General features: G+C 40.0%; 23 protein-coding genes and 3 pseudogenes. 13 read left to right on the top strand and 13 right to left on the bottom strand.

Features of this window, described 5'->3' with window-relative positions:
- Positions 1–122: 122 nt before the first annotated feature.
- Entirely contained in the window at positions 123–329 is a 207-nt protein-coding gene (locus NPUN_RS41860) for a hypothetical protein (protein ID WP_041565426.1), read from the bottom strand.
- 14 nt (positions 330–343) lie between these two features.
- A pseudogene (locus NPUN_RS39005) lies at positions 344–1,070 on the bottom strand (Hsp70 family protein); the annotation flags it as partial.
- A 67-nt stretch (positions 1,071–1,137) separates the two neighbouring features.
- On the opposite strand from NPUN_RS39005, the gene NPUN_RS15100 reads away from it, so the two are divergent.
- Entirely contained in the window at positions 1,138–1,326 is a 189-nt protein-coding gene (locus NPUN_RS15100) for a hypothetical protein (protein WP_167315628.1), read from the top strand.
- Positions 1,327–1,450: 124 nt separating this feature from the next.
- Here NPUN_RS15100 and NPUN_RS44805 read toward each other — a convergent pair.
- Positions 1,451–1,606 (bottom strand): annotated as a pseudogene (locus NPUN_RS44805) (glutathione-dependent formaldehyde dehydrogenase); the annotation flags it as partial.
- A 14-nt stretch (positions 1,607–1,620) separates the two neighbouring features.
- Positions 1,621–2,308, bottom strand: a pseudogene (locus tag NPUN_RS44800) (IS982 family transposase); the annotation flags it as partial.
- 279 nt (positions 2,309–2,587) lie between these two features.
- On the opposite strand from NPUN_RS44800, the gene NPUN_RS43270 reads away from it, so the two are divergent.
- From NPUN_RS43270 to NPUN_RS15075, 6 genes are all read left to right on the top strand, one after another.
- Entirely contained in the window at positions 2,588–2,884 is a 297-nt protein-coding gene (locus tag NPUN_RS43270; RefSeq protein WP_052304602.1) for a hypothetical protein, read from the top strand.
- A gap of 27 nt (positions 2,885–2,911) precedes the next feature.
- Positions 2,912–3,355, top strand: coding sequence for a transposase (locus NPUN_RS43265; RefSeq protein WP_052304601.1), 444 nt, complete (start codon positions 2,912–2,914; stop codon positions 3,353–3,355).
- Entirely contained in the window at positions 3,345–3,488 is a 144-nt protein-coding gene (locus NPUN_RS43260) for a hypothetical protein (protein WP_234710939.1), read from the top strand. The genes NPUN_RS43265 and NPUN_RS43260 overlap by 11 nt, the downstream gene beginning before the upstream one ends.
- 587 nt (positions 3,489–4,075) lie before the next feature.
- Positions 4,076–5,590 carry a C-3',4' desaturase CrtD gene (gene crtD / locus NPUN_RS15085; protein WP_012409480.1) on the top strand — a complete coding sequence of 505 codons (1,515 nt, stop codon included), beginning with the start codon at positions 4,076–4,078 and terminating at the stop codon, positions 5,588–5,590.
- A 118-nt stretch (positions 5,591–5,708) separates the two neighbouring features.
- Entirely contained in the window at positions 5,709–6,815 is a 1,107-nt protein-coding gene (locus tag NPUN_RS15080; RefSeq protein ID WP_012409479.1) for a saccharopine dehydrogenase family protein, read from the top strand.
- Between the two features lie 262 nt (positions 6,816–7,077).
- Positions 7,078–7,467 (top strand): hypothetical protein, encoded by a 390-nt coding sequence (locus NPUN_RS15075; RefSeq protein WP_012409478.1) that lies wholly within the window; start codon positions 7,078–7,080, stop codon positions 7,465–7,467.
- A gap of 144 nt (positions 7,468–7,611) precedes the next feature.
- On the opposite strand, the gene NPUN_RS15070 is transcribed toward NPUN_RS15075, so the two are convergent.
- On the bottom strand, positions 7,612–8,910 hold the full coding sequence (locus NPUN_RS15070) for a cation:proton antiporter (RefSeq protein WP_012409477.1): 1,299 nt from the start codon (positions 8,908–8,910) through the stop codon (positions 7,612–7,614).
- A gap of 619 nt (positions 8,911–9,529) precedes the next feature.
- Between NPUN_RS15070 and NPUN_RS15065 the strand changes: the two genes are divergently transcribed.
- Entirely contained in the window at positions 9,530–9,799 is a 270-nt protein-coding gene (locus NPUN_RS15065) for a hypothetical protein (RefSeq protein ID WP_012409476.1), read from the top strand.
- Between the two features lie 203 nt (positions 9,800–10,002).
- Here the strand turns inward: NPUN_RS15065 and NPUN_RS15060 are convergent, their stop codons facing one another.
- The gene (locus tag NPUN_RS15060) at positions 10,003–11,142 is read right to left on the bottom strand and encodes a glycosyltransferase family 4 protein (RefSeq protein ID WP_012409475.1); all 1,140 of its coding nucleotides are present in this window, start codon (positions 11,140–11,142) and stop codon (positions 10,003–10,005) included.
- A gap of 78 nt (positions 11,143–11,220) precedes the next feature.
- Complete coding sequence (locus tag NPUN_RS15055; RefSeq protein WP_012409474.1) at positions 11,221–12,390, bottom strand: glycosyltransferase family 4 protein; 1,170 nt, start codon at positions 12,388–12,390, stop codon at positions 11,221–11,223.
- 477 nt (positions 12,391–12,867) lie between these two features.
- Here NPUN_RS15055 and NPUN_RS15050 point away from each other — a divergent pair, with 477 nt between their 5' ends.
- Positions 12,868–15,165, top strand: coding sequence for an NHL repeat-containing protein (locus tag NPUN_RS15050; protein WP_012409473.1), 2,298 nt, complete (start codon positions 12,868–12,870; stop codon positions 15,163–15,165).
- A 45-nt stretch (positions 15,166–15,210) separates the two neighbouring features.
- Here the strand turns inward: NPUN_RS15050 and NPUN_RS15045 are convergent, their stop codons facing one another.
- Entirely contained in the window at positions 15,211–16,107 is an 897-nt protein-coding gene (locus NPUN_RS15045) for an aspartoacylase (protein ID WP_041566160.1), read from the bottom strand.
- A 170-nt stretch (positions 16,108–16,277) separates the two neighbouring features.
- Here NPUN_RS15045 and NPUN_RS15040 point away from each other — a divergent pair, with 170 nt between their 5' ends.
- Positions 16,278–17,447, top strand: a complete 1,170-nt coding sequence (locus NPUN_RS15040) for a n-acyl-d-glucosamine 2-epimerase (RefSeq protein ID WP_012409471.1) — start codon at positions 16,278–16,280, stop codon at positions 17,445–17,447.
- Positions 17,448–17,766: 319 nt separating this feature from the next.
- Here NPUN_RS15040 and NPUN_RS15035 read toward each other — a convergent pair whose 3' ends face one another.
- Positions 17,767–18,120, bottom strand: coding sequence for a Spx/MgsR family RNA polymerase-binding regulatory protein (locus NPUN_RS15035; RefSeq protein WP_012409470.1), 354 nt, complete (start codon positions 18,118–18,120; stop codon positions 17,767–17,769).
- Between the two features lie 331 nt (positions 18,121–18,451).
- On the opposite strand from NPUN_RS15035, the gene NPUN_RS15030 reads away from it, so the two are divergent.
- Positions 18,452–18,634: a hypothetical protein gene (locus NPUN_RS15030; protein ID WP_041565423.1), complete on the top strand. Its 183-nt coding sequence runs from the start codon at positions 18,452–18,454 to the stop codon at positions 18,632–18,634.
- 671 nt (positions 18,635–19,305) lie between these two features.
- On the opposite strand, the gene NPUN_RS15025 is transcribed toward NPUN_RS15030, so the two are convergent.
- The 4 genes from NPUN_RS15025 to NPUN_RS41855 all read right to left on the bottom strand — a co-directional run bounded on the left by NPUN_RS15025 (position 19,306) and on the right by NPUN_RS41855 (position 21,740).
- A complete protein-coding gene (locus tag NPUN_RS15025; protein ID WP_012408090.1) occupies positions 19,306–20,328 on the bottom strand; it encodes an IS4 family transposase in 1,023 nt (340 codons plus the stop codon).
- Positions 20,329–20,477: 149 nt separating this feature from the next.
- On the bottom strand, positions 20,478–20,666 hold the full coding sequence (locus tag NPUN_RS42515) for a hypothetical protein (RefSeq protein ID WP_193372263.1): 189 nt from the start codon (positions 20,664–20,666) through the stop codon (positions 20,478–20,480).
- Positions 20,667–20,837: 171 nt separating this feature from the next.
- On the bottom strand, positions 20,838–21,263 hold the full coding sequence (locus tag NPUN_RS15020) for a hypothetical protein (RefSeq protein WP_012409469.1): 426 nt from the start codon (positions 21,261–21,263) through the stop codon (positions 20,838–20,840).
- Positions 21,264–21,428: 165 nt separating this feature from the next.
- A complete protein-coding gene (locus tag NPUN_RS41855; RefSeq protein WP_012409468.1) occupies positions 21,429–21,740 on the bottom strand; it encodes a hypothetical protein in 312 nt (103 codons plus the stop codon).
- Positions 21,741–22,026: 286 nt separating this feature from the next.
- Between NPUN_RS41855 and NPUN_RS15010 the strand changes: the two genes are divergently transcribed.
- Both NPUN_RS15010 and NPUN_RS15005 read left to right on the top strand, forming a co-directional pair.
- The gene (locus tag NPUN_RS15010; RefSeq protein WP_012409467.1) at positions 22,027–22,242 is read left to right on the top strand and encodes a hypothetical protein; all 216 of its coding nucleotides are present in this window, start codon (positions 22,027–22,029) and stop codon (positions 22,240–22,242) included.
- On the top strand, positions 22,235–22,663 hold the full coding sequence (locus NPUN_RS15005) for an aspartyl protease family protein (protein ID WP_041565421.1): 429 nt from the start codon (positions 22,235–22,237) through the stop codon (positions 22,661–22,663). The genes NPUN_RS15010 and NPUN_RS15005 overlap by 8 nt, the downstream gene beginning before the upstream one ends.
- Positions 22,664–22,709 lie beyond the last annotated feature (46 nt).

The raw sequence follows: 22,709 nt of genomic DNA, 5'->3' as shown, positions 1-22,709 counted from the left end.
AAACCAGTTGGATTACCAACCCTCAACTAATCGCTTCTTTAAGGCGAGCGATCGCACATTTAACTGTTGGTTGTCACAAGAGAACTAATACTACAGCAGTATATTTAACAACTAAGGGTGGTTCAACTTTCGCTGCGACTCCTCCAACGCGCTGAAATACACAGGACTGATGCGATCGCAAACTCTTTGACTAAATTCCATACATTATCATGACCATCTCCCAAACAAACAAGTGGGTTAACCAGATGCTGACTATTAACATCCCCTGAGTTCGGAGTTGTAGGTCTATTTGACTGGTTCAAAGCGATGATGGAACGGCTTTGTTGCATGAATTAAAAAAAGACACACCATCACCTACTTCTAGGATAGACACATCAAACGTCCCACCGCCTAAGTCAAATACCAAGATAATTTCGTTAGTTTTCTTGTCAAGTCCGTAAGCGAGGGCCGCCGCCGTGGGCTAGTTGATAATTCGCAGAACTTTAATCCCGGCAATTCTACTGGCATCTTTGGTAGCCTGCCGTTGAGAGTCATTGAAATAGGCAGGGGTGGTAATTACCGCTTGCCTCACTGGTTCCCCCAGATATGTGCTGGCATCATCTATCAGCTTGCGGACTACCTCATACCATTTCACGAAAAACCTGATACACATGTAAACTCTGAAACCCTTGCTGTATCAAAGTTTTGTAATTACGAATTACGAATTACGAATTGATATCAGCCGAGATTTCTTCGGGTGAAAATTCCTTGTTCAGAGCGGGACAGTGTAGCTTGACATTGCCATTACTGTCACGTACCACTTTGTAAGTAACTTGTTTTGCCTCTTGCGTAACTTCATCATACCTGCGCCCGATGAACCGCTTCACAGAATAAAAAGTGTTTTCTGGGTTCATTACACCCTGGCGCTTGGCAATTTGCCCGACAAGTTTTTCGCCCTTCTTGGTGTAGGCAACCACAGACGGAGTTGTGCGACCGCCTTCTGTGTTCGGAATGACGACGGGTTGTCCACCTTCCATTACAGCTATACAGGAGTTAGTAGTTCCTAAGTCAATACCAACGATTTTTGCCATCGTTAGCAACCTCCTTCAAAAATTGGGATAAAAAATTGAGAGTTTGGATTCAGGACAAGTTGAACAAATGCCAATCGCCAAATTAGTGATGAGTGAGGAGGAGCAGGGGCTAGTAAGTCAAAAGGTAAAAAGAAAAGAATTAAGAATTAAATTTCAAGACTTCATCAGTTCTCTTTTGTCTTTTGCGCTTCGGGTTCGCCACTTGCTTTATGCAGGTGCTCCCGTCCACCGCAGTGGCTCACCTTTTTACTTTTGACTTCATCTTGGGGAGTAGGGGAAGCAGAGGGAGCAAAGAGAAAGTTTTAGTAATTTTTACTACCTGAATAACCATGAATACACTTGTTTCTTTCTCTCCCACTCTCCGTGTCTTTTCTCCTGCCTTATGGTTTGAGTACAACTTTGATACAGTTTTCCTTCTTGTCTCTGAAAATTTCGTAACCCCGGGGTGCTTCATCCAACGGTAGACGATGGGTGATCGCGAAAGATGGATCGATCCTGCCATTTTGGATGTGATCGAGTAACGTGTTTAAGTACTTAACCTGAGTTCGGGTTAAACTGTTTGAGATAAAAGCCACTCCATCTGAAGGCTGGGTTTCTTAGGTTGATGGCAATAAGCAATTAATCCACACAGAACATTAACGCAAAAATTAACAGGACTGACGCCAGGGTACCGGCTACCGCTTCGCTATCGGTGTCTTGAATGTTCAATCTGAGAAATATTTTTGAGTTGGTCGTTAATGGTTTCAATGATAGAGCGTTTACGGGATAACAGCTTGTCATGGAGAAGCAACAGAAAAGTTTTTCATGTTGCGACGGGGTTTGGCAAAAAATTGAATGCCAAAGTCTTCTAAAAGTTGATCGGCTAGTTTCTGAGAAACATATCCGCGATACCTTCTCTGCGAGACGCTACGCGAACGGTAAGCTTCGCTAACGCCAAAAATTTTCCCGAAAAGCTCACTCAGTAAATTGGGAACTGGTTGACGGTCATCAATATTACCAGGGGTGAGAGTTACATTTAAGAGTTGACCTAGTTCATTGACAACAATATGAAGCTTGAAACCATAAAACCAATCCACAGAAGTCTTGCCACGTGCCGCTAGTCCTTCAAATACTTTATGTCGAGCAATCCGACGATTATGACAAACTTTGAGACTCGTTGAATCAATAAAACCGATACCCGTACAGCTTCCAAAACAATGCTTAAGGTAAACGCATAACGGTATTAAGGTTGATGGCAGAATGGCAGTAAGAAAAGCTCTAAGCTATGTGGGATAGGCGCTACAGCTATTGAAGGGTGAAGGTCTTGGTATGGGGCAGGCAATTATCTTTGATGCAGTACTGCGATCGCTGTGCCTGACAGAAGCAGTGCAAAGATGTACAAGTTGTTCAAAAATTTTTTAGAGATAGGAAAAGCTTACTCGTTCATGAAATACTTTCATTGATACGAATAAGCCAACAACATAAATCTACTGTGACACTACGAGTACAAATTCTCTCTTGATAAATTTGGTCAAAGCTTGGGATTACCTTTTAAAGAGCTATTACCAACAAGTGTAATTGAGCAAGCCATGAAGGAACTAAAAATTAGATATTATCGACAATTGTTTGACCCAATAGTAACGATTTGGGCGTTTTTGTCTCAGGTTTTGGATACTGATAAAAGTTGTCACAATACAGTAAGTAAAGTCATTTCTTATTTGGCTGGACAAGAAGTAGAACTTCCATCAACAGATACAAGTTCTTATTGTCAAGCTCGAAAAACGTCCATGCGTAAAGGTAAAATTGTTGGAAGTTGTGACAAGCTGGTAACTTAGTATAAGCCTGAAAAATGTCCAAAGGGATTGAGTAAAGATGAATTTTATGCTCTACCTTTAACCATAAATCTACGAGAAATTTATTATTACATTGTTGTTCCTGGCTTTCGTACTGAACAAGTTAGTTTAATTACTACTCTCTTAGATATAACAACTTATTCAACTCTGGATATTGTTGGGCTTTACGGTAAACGTTGGGATGTTGAAATAGATTTGAGACATCTAAAAACTACTCTGGAAATGGATGTTTTACGCTGTAAAACTCCTTCAATGGTACGCAAAGAAATTTATGTTTATTTGCTTGCTTACAATCTACTTCGTGGTTTGATGTGGTCGTCAGGTACTACTTACCGTACTCCTCCATTGCGCCTATCACTGCAAGGTACTCGCCATCATTTAAATAACTTTATTCCCGAATTGTTAGCCGCAACTTCAACAAAACGTCTTCAAATTTATTGCAATGCAACTTAAAGTTATCGCTCACAAGGCTGTTCCCGACCGTCCTGCGAGAAATGAACCACGAGTCCGTAAACGTCGCCCGAAAGCTTACCCCTTAATGAGCAAACCCCGGCATGAATTACGCAAACAATTGCAAACTGCTTAAACCGCAAGTGTTTCGGTTTTTCTTAGTGCCATTCCATTGAGAGTCATATTGGGACTTAGATAAAAATTATGCCCAAATTTAGCTCACACTGATCTGAAGGATTACCTGAAATTACTGAAGCTGAAAAAACTCTCTGAATGTACTGCAACGCAAGTATCTATATCATCATGCTGAAGGTGATTTCTTGGAGGGGATAGTGATGTTGTCAATACTTGTCTGGGTTTTGGGGAAAATGGGAAGGTGGGGTCTCCTTTGGGGATAAGGGGCGGGGAAAGGGGAAAGAAAAAACCTTTAACCTTTTCCCTTTAACCTTTTCCCCAAAACCAATGCCGAGTTAAAAATGGTTAACCGAGCAGTATTGGTGATGTTGTTGGTTGTGTCTCTCTTACTAGCGATCGCAGGATTTTACGATCCTCAAAATTTACCACTTTAAAGTCAACACCTTAAAAGCAAAGAGCAAAGTATAAAACAGAATCTATCAAAGGCTGCGCGTAGGTTACTTAAGAGTCAAGGTACGGTGGGCACAGAAGGCGCAAAGAAGGTAAAATTATGAGTAAAAATGTTAAGAAATTTAAAGAAACTAATCAATGTCCAGCATTTCTCTTGACAAAAGTAACTCTCATGTCATTGTTATCGGTGCCGGAATAGGTGGACTTACAGCTGGAGCATTATTAGCTCATAGAGGTTACAGCGTCTTAGTTTTGGATCAGGCCCTTGTACCAGGAGGCTGTGCTTCGACGTTTAAACGGCAGGGATTTACCTTTGATGTGGGAGCAACTCAGGTGGCGGGGTTGGAACCAGGGGGAATTCACCACCGCATTTTCTCAGAATTGTCAATAGATTTACCGCAAGCAACGCCTTGCGATCCTGCTTGTGCAGTGTATTTACCTGGGGAAAGCACACCAATTAATGTCTGGCGCGACCAAGAGAAATGGCAAGAGGAACGACAAAGACAGTTCCCCGGTAGCGAACCGTTTTGGCAATTGATGGCAACTTTATTTGATGCCAGTTGGGAATTTCAAGGACGCGATCCGGTGCTACCACCACGTAATTTATGGGATTTGTGGCAACTAGCGCAAGCGGTGCGTCCCAGTACATTAATTACCGTACCCTTCACTTTGTTTACGGTGGGAGATGCTTTACGGTTATGTGGATTGGGAAATGACCAACGACTGAGAACTTTTTTAGATTTGCAACTAAAGCTATACTCCCAGGTAGATGCAGAACAAACAGCATTACTTTACGCCGCCACAGCGTTGAGTGTATCCCAACTGCCCCAAGGATTGTTTCACCTCCAAGGAAGTATGCAGGTATTAAGCGATCGCTTGGTACAATCCTTAGAAAGAGATGGCGGCAAATTGTTGATGCGCCACACTGTAGAAGAAATCAAAGTAGAAAGCGGCAAAGCTACTGCTGTAGTCATTAGAAATCAGAAAACTGGCGAAGTCTGGACAGAAGCCGCCAACCACATAGTTAGCAACGTCACCGTGCAAAACTTGGTGCAGTTATTAGGAGAACAAGCACCATCTGGATATAAAAACCGGGTGGAAAAACTACCCCAAGCATCGGGTGCGTTTGTGGTGTATTTAGGTGTAGATGCTAGCGCGATTCCGCCTGGGTGTCCTCCCCACCTACAATTTTTGTACGATGTCAATGGTCCCATTGGCGAGAATAATTCCCTGTTTGTTTCTGTCAGTCATCCTGGAGACGGTCGCGCACCAGAAGGGAAAGCGACAATTATTGCTTCTTCATTTGTCGATCCTGCACAGTGGTGGGAGACTGAAGATTATGAAGGACTAAAAGAAAAGTTTACCCAAGAAGCGATCGCTCGTCTTGCCCAATACTTCTATCTCAAACCAGAAACGATTATTCATCAAGAAGCGGCAACACCACGCACTTTTGCCCATTTTACAGCCCGCGATCGCGGTATAGTTGGTGGCATCGGTCAAAGAATACCCACCTTTGGCCCCTTTGGGTTTGCCAATCGTACACCAATCCAGCATCTGTGGTTAGTAGGTGACTCCACCCATCCAGGCGAAGGTACTGCTGGGGTGAGTTATTCAGCGCTGACAGTAGTCAGGCAAATCGAATCGCAAATGTAAAGGCGCATATCTGTGCTACTTTACATAACTCCGTGAAATGCTATAAATCATACTTATAACCGATGGCAAACAGGACGTAAAACTGGTGAAATAAGGTTAGTGTTGCGAATCTGGAGTAATGACAGACAGAGTTTTAATTCTTGGTGGACGAGGGCGGATTGGTAGCAGTGTTGCTCAGGATCTCGCTAACCATACGCAGGCTCAAATTACAATTACCGGACGTTCTGCGGAGTTTGGGAAGGCTGTCAGCTTGTCTTCAGGTGGACAAGTGCAGTTTTTGGTATTGGACTTGGTAGAAGTTGACAAGTTGCAAAATGCGATCGCAAACTCTAACTTAGTCATCCATTGTGCTGGGCCATTTCATTATCGAGATACTAATGTTCTCGAAACCTGTATTGCTCAAGGCGTTAATTATGTAGATGTCAGCGACCATCGTTCCTATACCAGCAAAGCTCTTAATTTTAGCGAACAAGCTGCTGCTGCTGGTGTGACGGCAATTATTAATACTGGTATTTTTCCTGGTATTTCTAACAGCATGGTACGTCAAGGTGTTGAACAGTTTGATAAACCAGAAAACATCCATTTAAGTTATTTAGTTTCGGGTTCTGGCGGTGCTGGCATTACAGTCATGCGGACAACTTTTCTGGGGTTGCAGTATCCTTTTGAAACTTGGATAGATGGGAAATGGCAGGTCATCAAGCCTTATAGTGAAAGAGAATTAGTTGAGTTTCCCCCTCCCTATGGACGCAGTGGAGTTTACTGGTTTGATATGCCAGAAACCTTTACACTGCCCAAAGCTTTCCCATCAGTAAAAACTGTAATTACTAAGTTTGGCTCTGTTCCCGACTTTTACAATCACCTAACTTGGATTGCGGCACACATTTTTCCCAAGTGGTTAATGCAGCGTCGTTACATGATTGAATTTCTGTCTCATGTCAGCCATTCGATGACAGATGTCACTAATAACTTTAGTGGAATTGGGGTAGCAGTTCGTTCAGAAGTGACAGGGCAAAAAGATGGAAAAACTGCCGTTTATTGTTCAACTGTAGTGCATGAAAATACAGCCTTAGCTTCTGGTTGTGGCACAGGAAGTATTGCCCAATTATTGCTAGAAGGTAAACTCAAAAAACCAGGTGTTTTTGCTGTGGAAGAAGCACTCCCAACAGATTTATTTGAAGAAGTAATGCAAAGCCGAGGAATTAAAATTAATCACAGTTGGTTATAAGAGATTTCCAACAAATAAGTTACCCAATCTTATGGAGTGGGCAACATGAGCGCATTTATCTAGGGGTAAGCATGACAATTTGAAGATTACACTAGCTCCTAAAAGGTTCAGATAAGATTAACTGAACTATAGGTAAAAATTAATATACCCTGCGGTAGAAGGAAGAACTGTACCTAAACACTTAGGATGCCTGTGAGTCTTAAATATTGAATGTATTTATACACGACCAAGGCTCATCAGAGAAAACTAGGAGTATTATTCCATGCAAAAAATTCTATTATCTTTAAAAAAAGCGTTAAGTTCAAGCTTTTTGGTTGTTTGCTTGATGGTTTCCATTAGCTTATCAGGTTCATTTATATTCGTTCAGCAAGCTAGTTATGCAACTACTCTTGAAGAATTGAAGCTAGTACCCCCAGAGTTTAAACCAAATTCTGAAGAAAAAATTAATCGCGCTAACGAATACGATCCAGGTGTTGGTATTCAAGAAGAAGAAAGACAAAAAGCTTATGAGCAAGCGATAAAAGATTCAAAGAATCTTAATACTATAGAAAAGACTTACGAAAGAAATTTGAAGGCTGAACAAGAACAAAATCCCCCAGAAACTTTTGGTGAGAAAGCGAAAGAAGTTATTGAAAAGGTGACAGGTAAATAAAGAGTATAGACCTAACCCTTAACCCTTTACGTATTAGCTTTGGTAAGTAAAATTAAAAGCCTATATACGATTTGGAGCCACAGGTTTATAAAATTGAATTGTAAGGTATGTTATCACTTTAGCGTAACGCACCCTACAATTTATTTATTCAAATTCATCAATTGTGTCGGGGGGAGTCGTCTTTCTCCGATTAGCAAAATTGCGCTCATACCACTTCATTAATGGAGTTGCACTAATGCCATGAATAATCACAGAAGCTACAATAGTGGTGTAAGTTATCCAAGCAATTTGTTCGGCAGGTTCACCTTTTAAACCATTACCAAAAGCATAGGCGAGATAATATAAAGAACCGACACCACGAATACCAAACCATCCAAATAACCAACGAGTTTCTGCGTGAAAGGTTCGGCGGCGTGAGTCTAAAGGGCGTTTACCTATGGTGCTAATCCAAACTCCTACAGGTCTGATTATTAAGAATAACAAAATTATTACTAGCAAAGATTGCATAGCATAATTGAGTATTGGCTTTAGCAACAATATTGAACCCAATAGTAAAATTGTTCCAACTTCCAGCAGCTTTTCAACTTGCTCAATAAATTCCAATTGTGCTAGCGGTTTTTCAGGATTTCTGTAACTGCGTTGGACAACTAAGCCAGCCACAAATACTGCCAAAAATCCATAGCCATTCACCATTTCTGTTAAGGAATAAGTTATAAGGATTGTGCTGATAGCAATAAAATCTTCCATTAACTTATCGGCAGGACGGCGTTTTTGAATTTTCTTTTCAATCCAAACTATAGATTTGGCAACAACAATTCCCATAATAATACCAACTGTGATCGCCCAAATTAAATCAACTGCAACCCACTGTTTAAACCAGTTACCCCAGTTGTCATCTTTTAAGGCATGAAGACCAAAGTAAACGAAGGGAAAAGCTAAAGCATCATTTAACCCACCTTCAGAAGTTAAACCAAATCTCAACTCATCTTGGTCATTTATATCAGTCAGTTGTACTTCTGATGCTAATACCGGATCTGTCGGTGCAAGAATTGCTCCTAATAAAATTGCTTCTCCCCAATTCATGCCTAAAAATAATTTACCCACAACAGCCAGAGCAAAAATTGAAATGGGCATCAAAAATAGAATCAATCGCACCGTAATATCCCAAACCCCTAATCTTAGAGGACGAACAATTCTTAAGCCGCAACTAAACACAGAAATAATTACTACAAGCTCTGTTATTTTTTCCAGTAGTTCGGCATTAAAAACTTCATCTCGACGTAATTGAATCAGTCCAAAAGCATAAGGCCCTAGAGAAATACCAACTATTAGGTAGATAATGGCAAAAGAAAGAGGTAGGCGAGTAATCCAACCTGACCCTAATGTTACCATCAGCAGAAGTAGACCAATTACAAATAGGTCAATAATATAGATATCTACCATATAGCAATTTGTATAAAATTAGGCGTTACTTTGTAAGCTTAATTGCAATACTTTTTTATTAGCATTACCTATGGGCAGATTTTCTGCAATTAAGGATTAGAAATTCAGACGCGCCACCAAATTAGAAAAAAAAGGAATAGATACAGCAGTTTTCCTTTGCATAAAGTACAAAGCTACAAATTTTGAGATATGAGGCAAGAGATAGAAACATCTTTATATTTGATACGTGAGCCTTGTATTTTCTATCTCACTTGTAAACTGCTGTAAGTAAGTTGGCACAATAAAATCAAACTATGTAAAAAAAAATCAACTAGGCTAAAATCCTTATACCTATTGCCTGTCGCTATTGCCTTATCCCAACGACAATTATTTACACCAACCTAATTTAGCATTAGCTTTGCCCAACCTAGACATTGCACTTTGATTCTTCGCATCTGCCCTTAAAACAATAGGATGTAGCACGCGAATCTAGTAGCAGCACACAGTTGTACTACTTTTTCACTCAGATATCGCTTTTTAGTACAAATATACTATAATAGATATAGCGTCCACAAAGCCTAATTAAATGCCTAACGGCTGTGTAAAAACCTTCTGGAAGATGGATTCAAGGGTTAGTTCCATGATGAAGCATTACATTCTCAACCTCAATCCGACTGCCAAGCATGAATGGGATCGGTGTATTTTACGCGATCCGCTAACTGCCAAACGCCCAGACATTGCTAAACTAATTGCTGAAGCGGTTGGTGCCGATACAGGTAGTTATTTGGTGAGCGTGAATATCGAAGTTCAAGTTTTGGAGCAAGCCGCAGTCCCTCAAGCAGAACAACTCTCGCTTTCGTTTCCAGAGGTGAGTGTGCAGTCACAACCACAACTGCGGGAAGCGGCCTAATGCGATCGCTTGAAATATCTGCGTAATCAATTTAGTGTAGCTAAGTTGAGAGCAAGATTAGCGTAGCTTGCCGCCGTAGGCATCGCTCAACAACTCATATTATTTAACCAGACAACGCAAGACAAGGGGCTTCCAAAAAACAAATTATCCAAAATTATTTATAGGGGATCTTGGACAAGATCCCCTAATTCAGCCACCGTGTACTAGAATCTGTGGGACAACAGTTGAGCAATTTGCTGATTAATAGTTGCAACATCAAAACGCCGACTAGCCGTAGTCCTGGCATTATTAGCTATAGTTGCAGTTATTTCCGTCTCCTGAAGACAGGTGATTATCACCTGTGCAAGTTCCTGGGGTTCTCCTGGTGTCACTAAAAAACCATTAAGTCCATGTTCTACTAATTCCATTACACCCCCAGCTTTTGCTGCAACTACAGGTTTTCCACACAGCATTGCTTCAACAATCACTCTACCAAAGGGTTCTGGGGAAGTAGAGGTATGCGCCACCAAGTCACAAGCTGCCATTAACTGGGGAATATCTGAACGAAATCCTAAAAATTTGACGCGGTTTTCTAGTCCGAGATCGGTAACTTGTTTGTGTAACTTTTGGGCATAATCTTGTTCGCCAAACAGTGCATCCCCCACTAAAATTACTGTCACCTCTGGCGGACATTTGGCAAGAGCATCAATTAGAATATGTTGTCCTTTCCAAGGTGCAAGGCGGCTAAAGTGTCCGACTACAAATTTCCCTTGCAATCCTAATTTTTGCTGTAATTGATTAATGCCAGGTTCATCAGTTTGATAAATTTTTAGATCAAAGCCGTTATAGACAACTTCGACAATATCTGAGCGTCCTCCCGCTTGGATAAAGGCTGTTTTACTAGCTTGGGAATTGGCAATTACTAATGAGGCACAACGATTAGCTAAGTTAATCGCAATGCGAAGATTAGTTTGGCTAAAATGTTCTGTGGAAAGAATATCATGTAAATGATAAACCAGAGGGCGACGACTAAAAAAACTTGCTAATGCTCCGACAACTAATGCTTTTTGGGTGTTGGCATAAATTAAATCGTATTCACGCGCTTTTTTTATTACTTTAGTAATCAAAGGTGCAAGTTGTCCTAAACTCTTTAATCCTTGTGCCAAACTGCTTTCTTTGCTAACTTGGATTGTTTGAGTTGCGAGAATTTCTACTGGGATATGATTTTGCTCTAGTAAATCTTTAAACGGCCCATCTGCAAATAAACCTACTAAAGCGCTATGAGAGTATGGTTTAGCAATATCTATTAAACATAATTCTGCACCGCCTGGTTTACCGCTTTGGTCTAGGAAAAAAATTCTCATAAAACTTCCTTGTAATACAATACGGTTCAGATGCTATAAGTCGCGTCTCTACAAAGCAATTTTCGTGCCTCTAGTTCATTAATTTAATAGAACATTCCGTACTTGCTGGGCGATTTGATTCCAGTCATAATGTGTAACAGCATAATGGCGACAGGCTTCTCGTGAAGGTATGGGGATATTTCCCAAAAGCACTTGTTCTAATTTTTCAGCAATAGCTGATGCTTCTGTTGAAGTAGTAATTAAATCAGGTGAGAATTCTGATAAAATTTCTGGCATTCCGCCAACTGGGGTACATAAAACAGGAGTACCACAGGCTAGAGATTCAACTATTACTAATCCAAACCCTTCAAAAGATTGACTAGGCATTATAGTTAATTCCGCAGCTTGATAAGCTATAGGTAATTGCTCATCAGGGAGAAAACCTAAAAATTTAACGTTGTCGTCTAATCCTAATTCTGTAGCCTGTTGTTGTAGTGCGGCTTGGATGTGACCACGACCTGCGATCGCTAGCCAAACATCTGGTATTCTGGGCTTAATTATAGCCAAAGCTTTTAATAATTTATCAACTCCCGTTCGATGTACTAAACGGCGTGATGTAAATATAATCCGGCGATTATTTGGCCAGCCTAGCTGTTTACAAGCATCTTGGCGTGATAAATTTGGTTGAAACCAGTTAATATCGACTCCACCAGGAATAATATTAATTTTACTCCACGGTACTTGATATTTATCATGTAATATTTTACCAAATGCTTTGCTTAAAACAATGAAGCGATCGCAGTGATTATATGTATTTTTTTCTATTAGATGATGCTTAATCAAAAGGCTGAGATTCTTATTAACTACCTCTTGCTGACTCTCAGAAGCCCAAGGGCCATGAAAATTAAAAGTAACTGGTACTCCCTTTGGTAAAATATCTAAAAGCGGAAAGCTATATAATGCAAAGTGTAGATTAATAGCATCTGGTTTGTTTGTCCTTGTTTTCTGAAAATTGGTGCGAATAGACCATAATCTTTGCCAAATAGCACTGTCGGGACTCGCTAAATTAGTCAACTTAATCGGTGAATTTCTTTCAGCCTCTGGTAGACCAACTCCGCATAATTCAATCTGGTCTTTATTGGCTGCTAATTTATGAGTTAGTTCATACATATACCTTTCTAATCCTCCGGGATTTTTGGGAAACCAGCCTAATCCTAATGTGAGAATAGATGCAGATGATGAAGCTAAACTTTCTGCTTTATTTTTCATTAATATGTCTCCTATAAATATATGAAAATAGTAGTGATGTACAACTGTAAGCCGCTACTGGATGTTTCAAATCCACATTTCTAATAAGACTTTTATATAGAACACCAATTTATAAACTATTTATATGTCAACGTCAACAAGGGATGAAACCTTGTGTTTTTATTAACTACATAACACTGGTTATGATATATATGATACTTATCAATTGACAAAGGTGAATGATAGATAGAGAGAGCCAAAAATTGCTATAAATTAATAACTGTAGAAATATCACGTATTAATATTTACCATTTTTGCTTACAAATCAGTAGCTATTAATACCTTCAAGAAGGTTTTAGAGATATTACCTTAAAAATTAAATAATAAAAGGATTTTTGTAAAGATAGCGTAAAATTATCGCTCATTTATAATAATTATATTTTTTACTGATTTCTCAAAAAATGATTGTATATAAATAATTAAAAGCTGAAAAACTATATGATAAATAAATTAATGGCGGAGTTAGAAAAACTCCGTCACAAGCTTAATCAGCAAATCAAAAAATTATCTAAACTTAGATATTTACAAAGAAGTAAAACCTTCAACTTTTTACTCAGTTTGACTGTTGGACTCATTGTTACTACCCTTGGAATTACAACAGACTGGGCAACAACGGAAACACCCACGCTTACATACAAAACATCGTGGACAAGTAATTCTATTGACAGTACAAATCTACTGGTACAAAATCGTACTGAAACACCCACGCTTACTTACAAAACATCGTGGATAGGTAACACTATTGGCAGTGGAAATCTACGGGTACAAAACAATATTGAAGCAATGTATGTTTCTACTGATGGCACAGTTTATACCAACAGCCATTGGGATGAGGCGGGAATGGAGGCAGCCATATATAAAGATGGTAAAGTTATTGGTGCTATTGGCGACACTCACGGCTGGAGTCGTGGAGGTGGCATTGCTGTAACAGCAAATAGTAAATATATTTACCTTGCCATGACTCAGGGATCGAAGGGTAAAACTGATGAAGATTACCCAGCAGAAGGTACAAGTTGGCATTGCGTTAGACGCTATGATTTGTCGGGAAAACCTGCACCGTTTCCTGAAGGACGTGGCTGGGATAAAAGTATGTTAATTACCAGTACTAAAAGTGAAGTTACTGGATTAGCAACAGTAGGAAGCGAGTTGTATGTGAGTGATTTTGCTGCTAACCGCATTCGTGTCTATGATACTGATACGATAAAGCAATTACGCAGTTTTACCTTTGCCAATCCAGGAGCAATAACTGTTGATCCACAAAAAAATCTGTGGATTATTCAAAGCAAAAATGGTAGTAAACCCGCCAAAATTTTACATTATTCCCAGAGTGGAAAGCAATTGCCCGAACAAATTGCAGATATCGTTGAACCAACTGCGATCGCAATTGATCGTCAAGGTAAGCTGTTAGTAGCAGAAAATGGCCCGCGTCAGCAAATATTGATTTATGACATCAAAGATCAGCCAAAGCAGACGGGTAGTTTTGGCTCTAAGGGTGGTATTTATACAGGAATTGCTGGCGAAGTTGGAGATTTAAAGCTTTATGGACTTACCGGAGTAGGTGCAGATGCTTCAGGTAATATCTATATAAATAGTAATGGTTTCAACAAATCGGGAACAGATTTACGGAAATTTTCGCCATCGGGAAAACTAATATGGCGATCGCTAGGATTGATATTCGTCGATAATGCAGATGCCGATCCTAAAACTGATGGGGTAGATTTATTCACCAAACAAGAACACTATCTCATGGATTACAGTAAGCCTGCTGGTAAGCAATGGACTTACAAAGCTTACACCTTAAATCCTTTCAAATATCCTCAAGATCCCCGTCTACATACATCACCCGATGGAACCTTTGTGCGCCGCATCCAAGGGAAGCCGTTCTTGTTCCTCACAGATATGTACAACAGCTTCCTGCAAATATATCGTTTTAATCCAGACAAAGATGGTAAAGTTGCCATCCCAGCCGGAATGTTTGTCGGTAGTAATGGCGCAGACAAACCATTTCTCGCCGGAAATTGGCCGCCGAATCAACCACAAAAAGGCGAATGGATCTGGCGCGATCGCAACGGTAATGGCAAATTTGAAAATAGCGAATATGATACCAGCAAAGATTATCCTTATATCGGTGGATGGTGGGTAGACAGCAAAGGAGATGTTTGGAAAGCTTTGCGAACAGAAGATGGCATTCGCCACTATCCTTTACAGGGAATAGATGCTAAAGGCAACCCCATCTACAACTATACTTCGATGGAAAAGCAAACTACTCCCAGCATATTTAACGACTTGCGGCGGATCGAATATTTCCCTGAAACAGATAGTATGTATTTGTCAGGCTTTACAGTAGATCATCCGGCCTTCGGTGACGATACTGGAGTTGCTGGATCTGAAATTGCCCGTTTTGACAATTGGAGTAAAGGAAATCGTACCCCCAAATGGCGAGTTGTGATTCCTTACGACACCACAGGCAAACGCGAAGTGTCTACAGCAGCCATGAGTGTGGCGGGCGATCGGGTATTTGCCGTGACAGTCAAAACCGCAGAAGTATATGTCTATAATGCCAAGACGGGAACGCAAGTACAACAGTTAAAACCAGGCCCAGAAGTTGGCAGCGAAAGTGGCTGGATTGATATACCTTATGGTATCCGCGCATTCCGTCGTTCAAATGGCGAGTATCTGGTATTTGTAGAAGAAAACTGGAAAGGAAAAGTGATTATGTATCGGCTAGCAGGTTGAGTATTTACTAGCTGATTTGCAATCTTGGTTAAAAGGGCAAAGAAATTAAACTATCTCTTGCAGCTTTTGACTGAGATACATCGCAATTCCTTTCTCATAGTAAGCGGCTTCATTAATAAAAATAGGATAAACAGTAGACTCTCCCTCATAGAAAATATCTTTTCCTGCAAAAGTCAGAAACATTGGATCGCCTGGATTCAGAGGTTCATAATCTTTAAACTGAAGCTGGGGATGAATCATGGCTTGAATCTCCCCACTTTGCAGCCCGCCGTAAGCATCGCTTCTCGGATAATCGATCGTCTCAATATATTGATAGAATGTAAGCTGGCTGCTTGTATGCGGAATATTACCTTGATTGCATCCTTCAAAATAGTCTAAAATTGCATAAATAAGCTGCTCTGTTTGTTGAAATAATTCGGCATTTAAAATATTCTGAGCCACAGCACCAACTTCGATAACAAAACCCAATTCGCACAAAGAACGAAGAAAACCACCTTCTTTAGATTGCTGATTTACAAAAACCTTTACCATCGGATTGATAGAACTTAAATAAGCAGCTAACCGAAGTAAGAAAGGATTCAGATCGCAAAAAATCAGACTTAACCCCATGTTGGCAGTTGTGCTGTGCAAATCAACAATTACATCTACAAATGGCTGATTTTGCGGTTGCAGTACTTGTTGGATTGCTTTCGCCCGCGTATCTTCATAACTTGAGAGTTGAGGATTTTGTAAACCTTGATTGGTGAAGCAACGGTTTAAATCCCTGTCAATGTATCGCTTACCTTCTTCAATAGCTTTAAGATTGCCAAGTAATGGCAGAGTTTCAAAACTTGTCCTGTTGATTAAATTTGGATACTGCTGAAACTTTTTGACTAGATATACTCCTGTTAACTCATTACCGTGGTTTCCTCCAACGATCGCAACTCGTTTAATCTGACTCATAACAACCTCACTGTCTCCCCGACGGTTATTGAGAATAGCGCAAGATACAAGATAGAAGTATAACTGCTGCTGACTAAATCTTGTAAAAGACTGACGCGAACGCTCCATGTTCGAGCCAAAATGTGATAACTGTTAAGCTGTTAGCTTTAGCACAAAAGGGGTGGAAATTTATGGAGTATAATTTTCAAGCGATCGCTGAACTTTACAAAAACGCCCTCCTTAACGACGTACTCCCATTTTGGGAAAAATATTCTCTCGATTGGCAGCAAGGTGGCTATTTCACTTGCCTAGATCGCGAGGGCAAAATTTATGATACAGACAAATTCATCTGGCTGCAAAACCGCCAAGTGTGGACTTTTTCGATGCTTTACAACCAGCTAGAAAAACGCGAAAACTGGCTAAAAATTGCCAGTAATGGCGCTAATTTTCTCGCCCAACATGGCAGAGATAGTGATGGTAACTGGTACTTTGCTCTCACCCGTGAAGGAAAACCACTGGTTGAGCCTTACAACATCTTCTCTGATTGCTTTGCAGCGATGGCATTTAGTAAATATGCACTCGCTGGGGGCGAAGAATGGGCAAAAGATGTTGCAATGCAGGCTTATAACAACGTTTTACGCCGCAAAGATAACCCGAAAGGTAAATATAATAAAACCTATCCCGGCACACGCCCAATGAAATCATTGGCTGTACCAATGATTTTAGCCAACCTGACTCTAGAAATGGAATGGCTCCTACCAAAAGAAACCCTAGAGAATGTCCTAGCTGAGACTCAGGGCGAAGTGATGACCGATTTTCTCGACCTAGAACGGGGACTAATGTACGAAAATGTTGCCCCTGACGGTTCCCACATAGATTCTTTTGAGGGACGGCTGATTAACCCTGGTCACGGTATCGAAGCTATGTGGTTTATCATGGATATCGCCCACCGGAAAAACGATACCAAAATTATTAACCAAGCTGTTGATGTGATGCTAAATATCCTGAATTTTGCTTGGGATAGCGAGTACGGCGGATTGTATTACTTTATGGATGCAGACGGTCATCCTCCACAACACTTGGAATGGGATCAAAAATTGTGGTGGGTTCACTTAGAGTCTTTGGTCGCATTAGCAATGGGCTATCGCCTAACAGGGCGTGAAGTATGTTGGGAATGGTATCAAAAGATGCACGATTATGCCTGGTCACACTTTGCCGATTCAGAGTACGGTGAGTGGTTTGGCTATCTCAATCGACGTGGGGAAGTATTGTTAAACCTCAAAGGTGGCAAATGGAAAGGATGTTTTCACGTACCGCGTGCATTATATCTTTGCTGGCAGCAGTTTGAGGCATTAAAGTAAGTTTAGCTATCTCAGCAAGCAGATTTTTCTAGCTAACTACTTAGCTAGGATTTATTGGAATTGAAAGTTTAATTGAAGTAAACGCACTTTATAAAAATCTATATAATGAGATAACTAAACCTCGTCTACCTTGAGAACCGTAGTTTTGTAGGTTGGGTGCAGCGATCGCGTAACCCAACATAAATAAGGTGGTAATGTTGGGTTGCATTTCACTCCACCCAACCTACATAAATATATCTTTTAAAAAACTCTATGTTTCAACATAGATGAGGTTTGTAATGTGCTGTAAATCAAGAGTTAAAGCCATTAGCCATCTGAATTAAAGCTTTAATTTTGTTTTAATTACTGCCTCATCTCTAAAGCCTACTAACACCGCTGTTCCATCTTTAACGAAAATTGGGCGTTTTAGCAGCATTGCATCGTTAGTAAATGCGTCAATCCACTGTTGATCGGTCCAAGTCTTCTTTTCATCTCCTAAAGCTCGATAAGACTGACCGGAGGTATTTCGCATGGGAGCAGAACCCAAAGACTTCATCCAGTTTTGGATCATCTCACTCTTGGGTGGAGTTTCTTTAGTATTTATGAATTCATATTCAATGCTATTGCTTTGGAGCCACATCAGAGCTTTTTTGCAAGTGCCGCAGTTGGGAATTCCGTAAACTTGAATGGACATAAAGTAGTTAAGCAATAATTACCATTTTTATCCATAATATAGTTGATGCAACCCTTGTTTTCAGTTTTATGAAAGTTTAGATTTTACCTCTTGTAGGTGTGGAGAGTTTCTGAGAGTTGTGAACAGCAAGCACTACCTAGCCACGAGAAAATAAAGAAAATCTATTATAATTTATGCACAATCTGAAATTTTAATAGCATTAGTATCTCTGTATTCGTTAAGCACGTACAATTTAGGTCGGTTATTACCCACATTAGTCTGATTGTTATTAGTCAGAATGAAGTGGTGCAATATATTGCACTCTTACTAAAGCTAAATACAGAGGTAAACTATGTTTCCTTTTTGGGGTAATCCTTGCTATGGAAGCGAACCTATTTCGCACAAAGCTAGCTTAGAGCGGAAATTAAAATTCTTGATTTGGATACGAGATGATTTAGAGTCCAAGCTGGCTGGCATTAATGCTTCTATTGATACCATTCGGCAGCAAATAGAACGCTCAGACTCAGCTACTTAGAATTTAGTTCTTGCAGACTGTACTTAACCTGATTGTAACTCTTTTGTGACTGGGCGCTGTACATGGGCATAATCTGGGCTGTAGTCTTTGTACAACGCTCTCTCACAAAGGAGCGCATAAAAAAGAGGCAGTCTTGAAAAACGAAGCCCAGTTTTTAAACTCGTCGCCGAGACCAGGTTTTTGGTTCTTGTACCTTAATTGAAGACTTATCAAGCTTAATTCGTCAACAGGTGACGATGACACTTAAGCCAAAGCATAGCATCCTCGAATTACGTGGGTTAGGTAAAGAAATCTGGAATGGCGTTGATGCTCAAGAATACGTTAATCAGGAACGTGATTCATGGAATGGCTAGTCCAGCTACAGGGGCAAATTATCGGTTTGGATACTGCTCCACTGATTTACTTTATTGAAGAAAATCCTAATTATTTAGATGTTACAGATGCTTTTTTTGAAGCGATGTTTCGTAGTGAGTTTGGTGTCATAACATCAGTTTTGACTATCACGGAAGTTTTAGTCTATCCCTTGCGACAAGGAAACACAGCGTTAGCTCAACAATATCGTGAAATTCTATTTAATTCCCAAGGTTTAACAGCTATCGAAGCAGAAATGTTGAATGCTGATACAAAAGTTTACATATCTAGTTACACTAACTCTAAAAAGCCTAAAATAGTCAACATGACATCATCTCTTCAAACCAATGAACATAACTTATTTTCTGACACATACAAGATTGTAAATAGCGGAATTTATCTAATAGCGTATGTCCCCATTGTTGTGGTACAGATAATATCTGTAAAATTAGATAAGCTATTAAAGTAACGTAAATTTGTATGGTGATACCATTAACATTTTTAGTAATTAACTTGTCAAGTTTTAAGTGCATTTTCAAAAACTTCCACAACAATTCAACTCCCCAACGCAATCGATAAATATCCCTGATTTCATAATCACTAACGGCAGCCTCTCCTAATGTTGGTAAATTGGTTACTAATCGAAACTCAGTTTTCGTTTCTAAATCACAAAAATTAATCACTCTATAGGCTTGAGCATCATTAGATGCACCAACTTTAATTAATCCAGTTTGCTCCTCAAATTCTAACTTCCAATTGTTTTTTACCCGCAAAACAAAGTATTTGTTTTCTTGGACTAATTCTTGGATAAATTTTAATCCAGCAAAACCTCTATCCATTACACCAACAGCATTATTTGGTAGACTAGACATCATTTTACAACCAAATTTATAGTCATGGTCATGTCCAAAGTTTATGAAGTTATCTGATGGACTTCCAGTAGCTAAATTTAGAGAACTGAAAAGTTTTACTTGATGGTGTCCTAGTACCCATAACAATTTACTTGTGAGAGTAATAATTGTTGAATCTATTGGACAAATTGCATATTTATCATGTAACTTTTTTTGAACTTTCTTCTGTACTAATTCATTTAATTTTTGGTAAATTTCTTGAAAAGGTTTTTGACTTCGATGTAAGTTTGCTTTAGAGAAAGTAGAAATATCTACCGGAAATCCTGTGTTGTTTAATCTGTTAAATAAATCTCGCATACTTGTTAAGCTGTTATCCATAGCATAAGATAACCAGCACTCAAAGAACAGACGACTGTTCAATACTGGATAATCGTTTTTTGGCAGTCCTCTCAAGATATCTTTGACAATCTTGGGAAATGAATTTATAATCACTATTAAATAGATATACTTTAATCTTCCGCCCAAAATTTAACATATTTTGGGCTGTTTTTATCGGATTTTTCTTAACATTCAACACTTTTGCTATCGAAGTTTTTCCCGACATCGCTGAAAATGCGGCACAATTAAGGGCAGATTATAATTTAAGAACCCCAGATGCTAAACAGAAAAGCTACTGCTATTCGTGCAGGTGCATCATTTTTCTTGACAAATGATGCGCGGTTGCCGTCTTTACCAGCATTAACAGTGTTAGTGTTCGATACACTCATAGTTTGAGTCTTTTTTGTATGTTGCGATCGCTGATTTGATGATGGCATTGTAAGCGTAGACATGTAGCGGCTTGTCGTTAGAAATCGCCTGTTATGGAAGAGTGAGCGCGATGTCTACGACGGGCTATGCCTACGCATTATTAACTGCTTGAATTGTCTCACGTATAAATCACAGAGGCTATTCTAGTTGTAGCTTGGGGCAAAAACAAGACGTAGACGCGTAGCAGGTTGTGGTTAGAAATTGCTCAAGCTGCCTTTACCGTTCGTTACAGTTTGGGTGGGTTGAGTGACGGGAACCGTTACAACTATAGGAACTTGTGAAATAGATTTTTTACTCGTACTCCGCTTTCGGCTAGAGCCACCTGCTTTTGAATACTCCATGCTGTTTTTGCCGTAGACAGTTGCAACAGCACTAAGCATCCTCTCAGATAGTTCCGAGAGTCCTCTGTCCATCTGATTCATCGTCTTACGAGATTCCTCAAGATTAGACAGAAGGGTATTATGGGCTTCTAGGGTGGCACGGGTATTATCAAGGAAGCGGGTATAAGCTTCAATTGTTAATCCGTGCCCTAAATCCAGGTTCTCATTAATGGATTTAAGCAGTGCAAGACGGCGTTGAGCTTTATCTACAGCAGCAGAACCGCGAGTTTTTAAAGACATGGGAAATATTTCTTGAATAGTTCTATTTCAACATAGCGGAATGCCTTTCTACGTGAGATGAGTAATTTTGTGGATTTAATTAAGAGTTAATATTGAGAGTTACTCTGTATTTTTACTAATCCATCTAGCTGTATTTGCCTGTTGTTTCGGGACGAACTCAATCATTTATATAACACCGATCGCCAAAATAGCAAATTCTGTCGCCGAAATAGCAAATGCTGTCGCCGAAATAGCAAATGCTGTCGTCGAAATAGCAAATGCTGTCGCCAAAATAGCAAATGCTGTCGCCAAAATAGCAAATGCTGTCGCCGAAATAGCAAATGCTGTCGCCGAAATAGCAAATGCTGTCGCCGAAATAGCAAATGCTGTCGCCGAAATAGCAAATGCGATCGCCGAAATAGCAAATGCTGTCGCCGAAATAGCAAATGCGATCACCAAAATAGCAAATGCGATCACCAAAATAGCAAATGCGATCACCAAAATAGCAAATGCTGCCGCCGAAATAGCAAATGTAGTCGCCGAAATAGCAAATGTAGTTGCTTTGTAGAAAACCTCAAAAACAATGCGTAGATGCGTAGCGGCTTGTCGTTAGACATCGCCTGTTGTGGAAGAGCGTGCGATTGATCGCATTATTAGCTGCTTAAATTGTCTCACCTGTAAGTCGCAGACGTGATTACTCTAGTTGTAGCTTGTGGTAAACCCAGTGATACCCAAAGAATAAACTATGATCGAGAAGCAGACTTGATTTACTAGAGTGCTTTGCATGGTTTCAGCAGAATTAATCTCCACTTTGCGAGAACTTAGTCGAGCAGATAAGTTTTATATTATGCAGGTTTTAATCTCAGAGTTAGCCCAACAGGAAACCGATCTGATTAAACCCGATCAGTTCTATCATGTGTGGTCGCCTTATGATGCAGTTGAAGCAGCAGATACTATGTTAAAAGTGCTACAAGCTGCTAAAACTCAAGACCATGCGTAACGCACAACGGTATTCCTTTATCCCGATTGATGTTGCATTGGGCGAAGCCAGTTTCCGCCCCTATCTACCCCTTACTTTGATCTACCAGCAAAGTTCTGTGATGACATCCGGTCTGTTGGATACTGGAGCAAGCGTGAATGTGCTTTCTTATTCAGTAGGAGTTGAGCTTGGGTACGTGTGGGAACAGCAGACAACTGCATTGAGTTTGACAGGTAATTTAGCTCAATACGAAGCGCGTGTCGCGGTTCTTCAAGCAGTAGTTGGGCAATTTGAACCTGTACAACTTGTATTTGCATGGACAAAAGCTACAAACGTACCTCTGATTTTGGGGCAAGTTAACTTCTTTATGGAGTTTGATGTTTGTTTCTACCGTTCCCATTTACAGTTTGAGATCAGCCCTAAATCGGTAGCCTCAGAGTAGATTTATTGCATTTGTCAGCTACCTTACACTTCAGATTAGTGTACGT

The sequence above is a fragment of the Nostoc punctiforme PCC 73102 genome, assembly GCF_000020025.1.
GTDB classification, from domain to species: domain Bacteria; phylum Cyanobacteriota; class Cyanobacteriia; order Cyanobacteriales; family Nostocaceae; genus Nostoc; species Nostoc punctiforme.
Note: the sequence above shows the minus strand (reverse complement) of the source record. Positions and strands in the feature narration are given on the sequence as shown.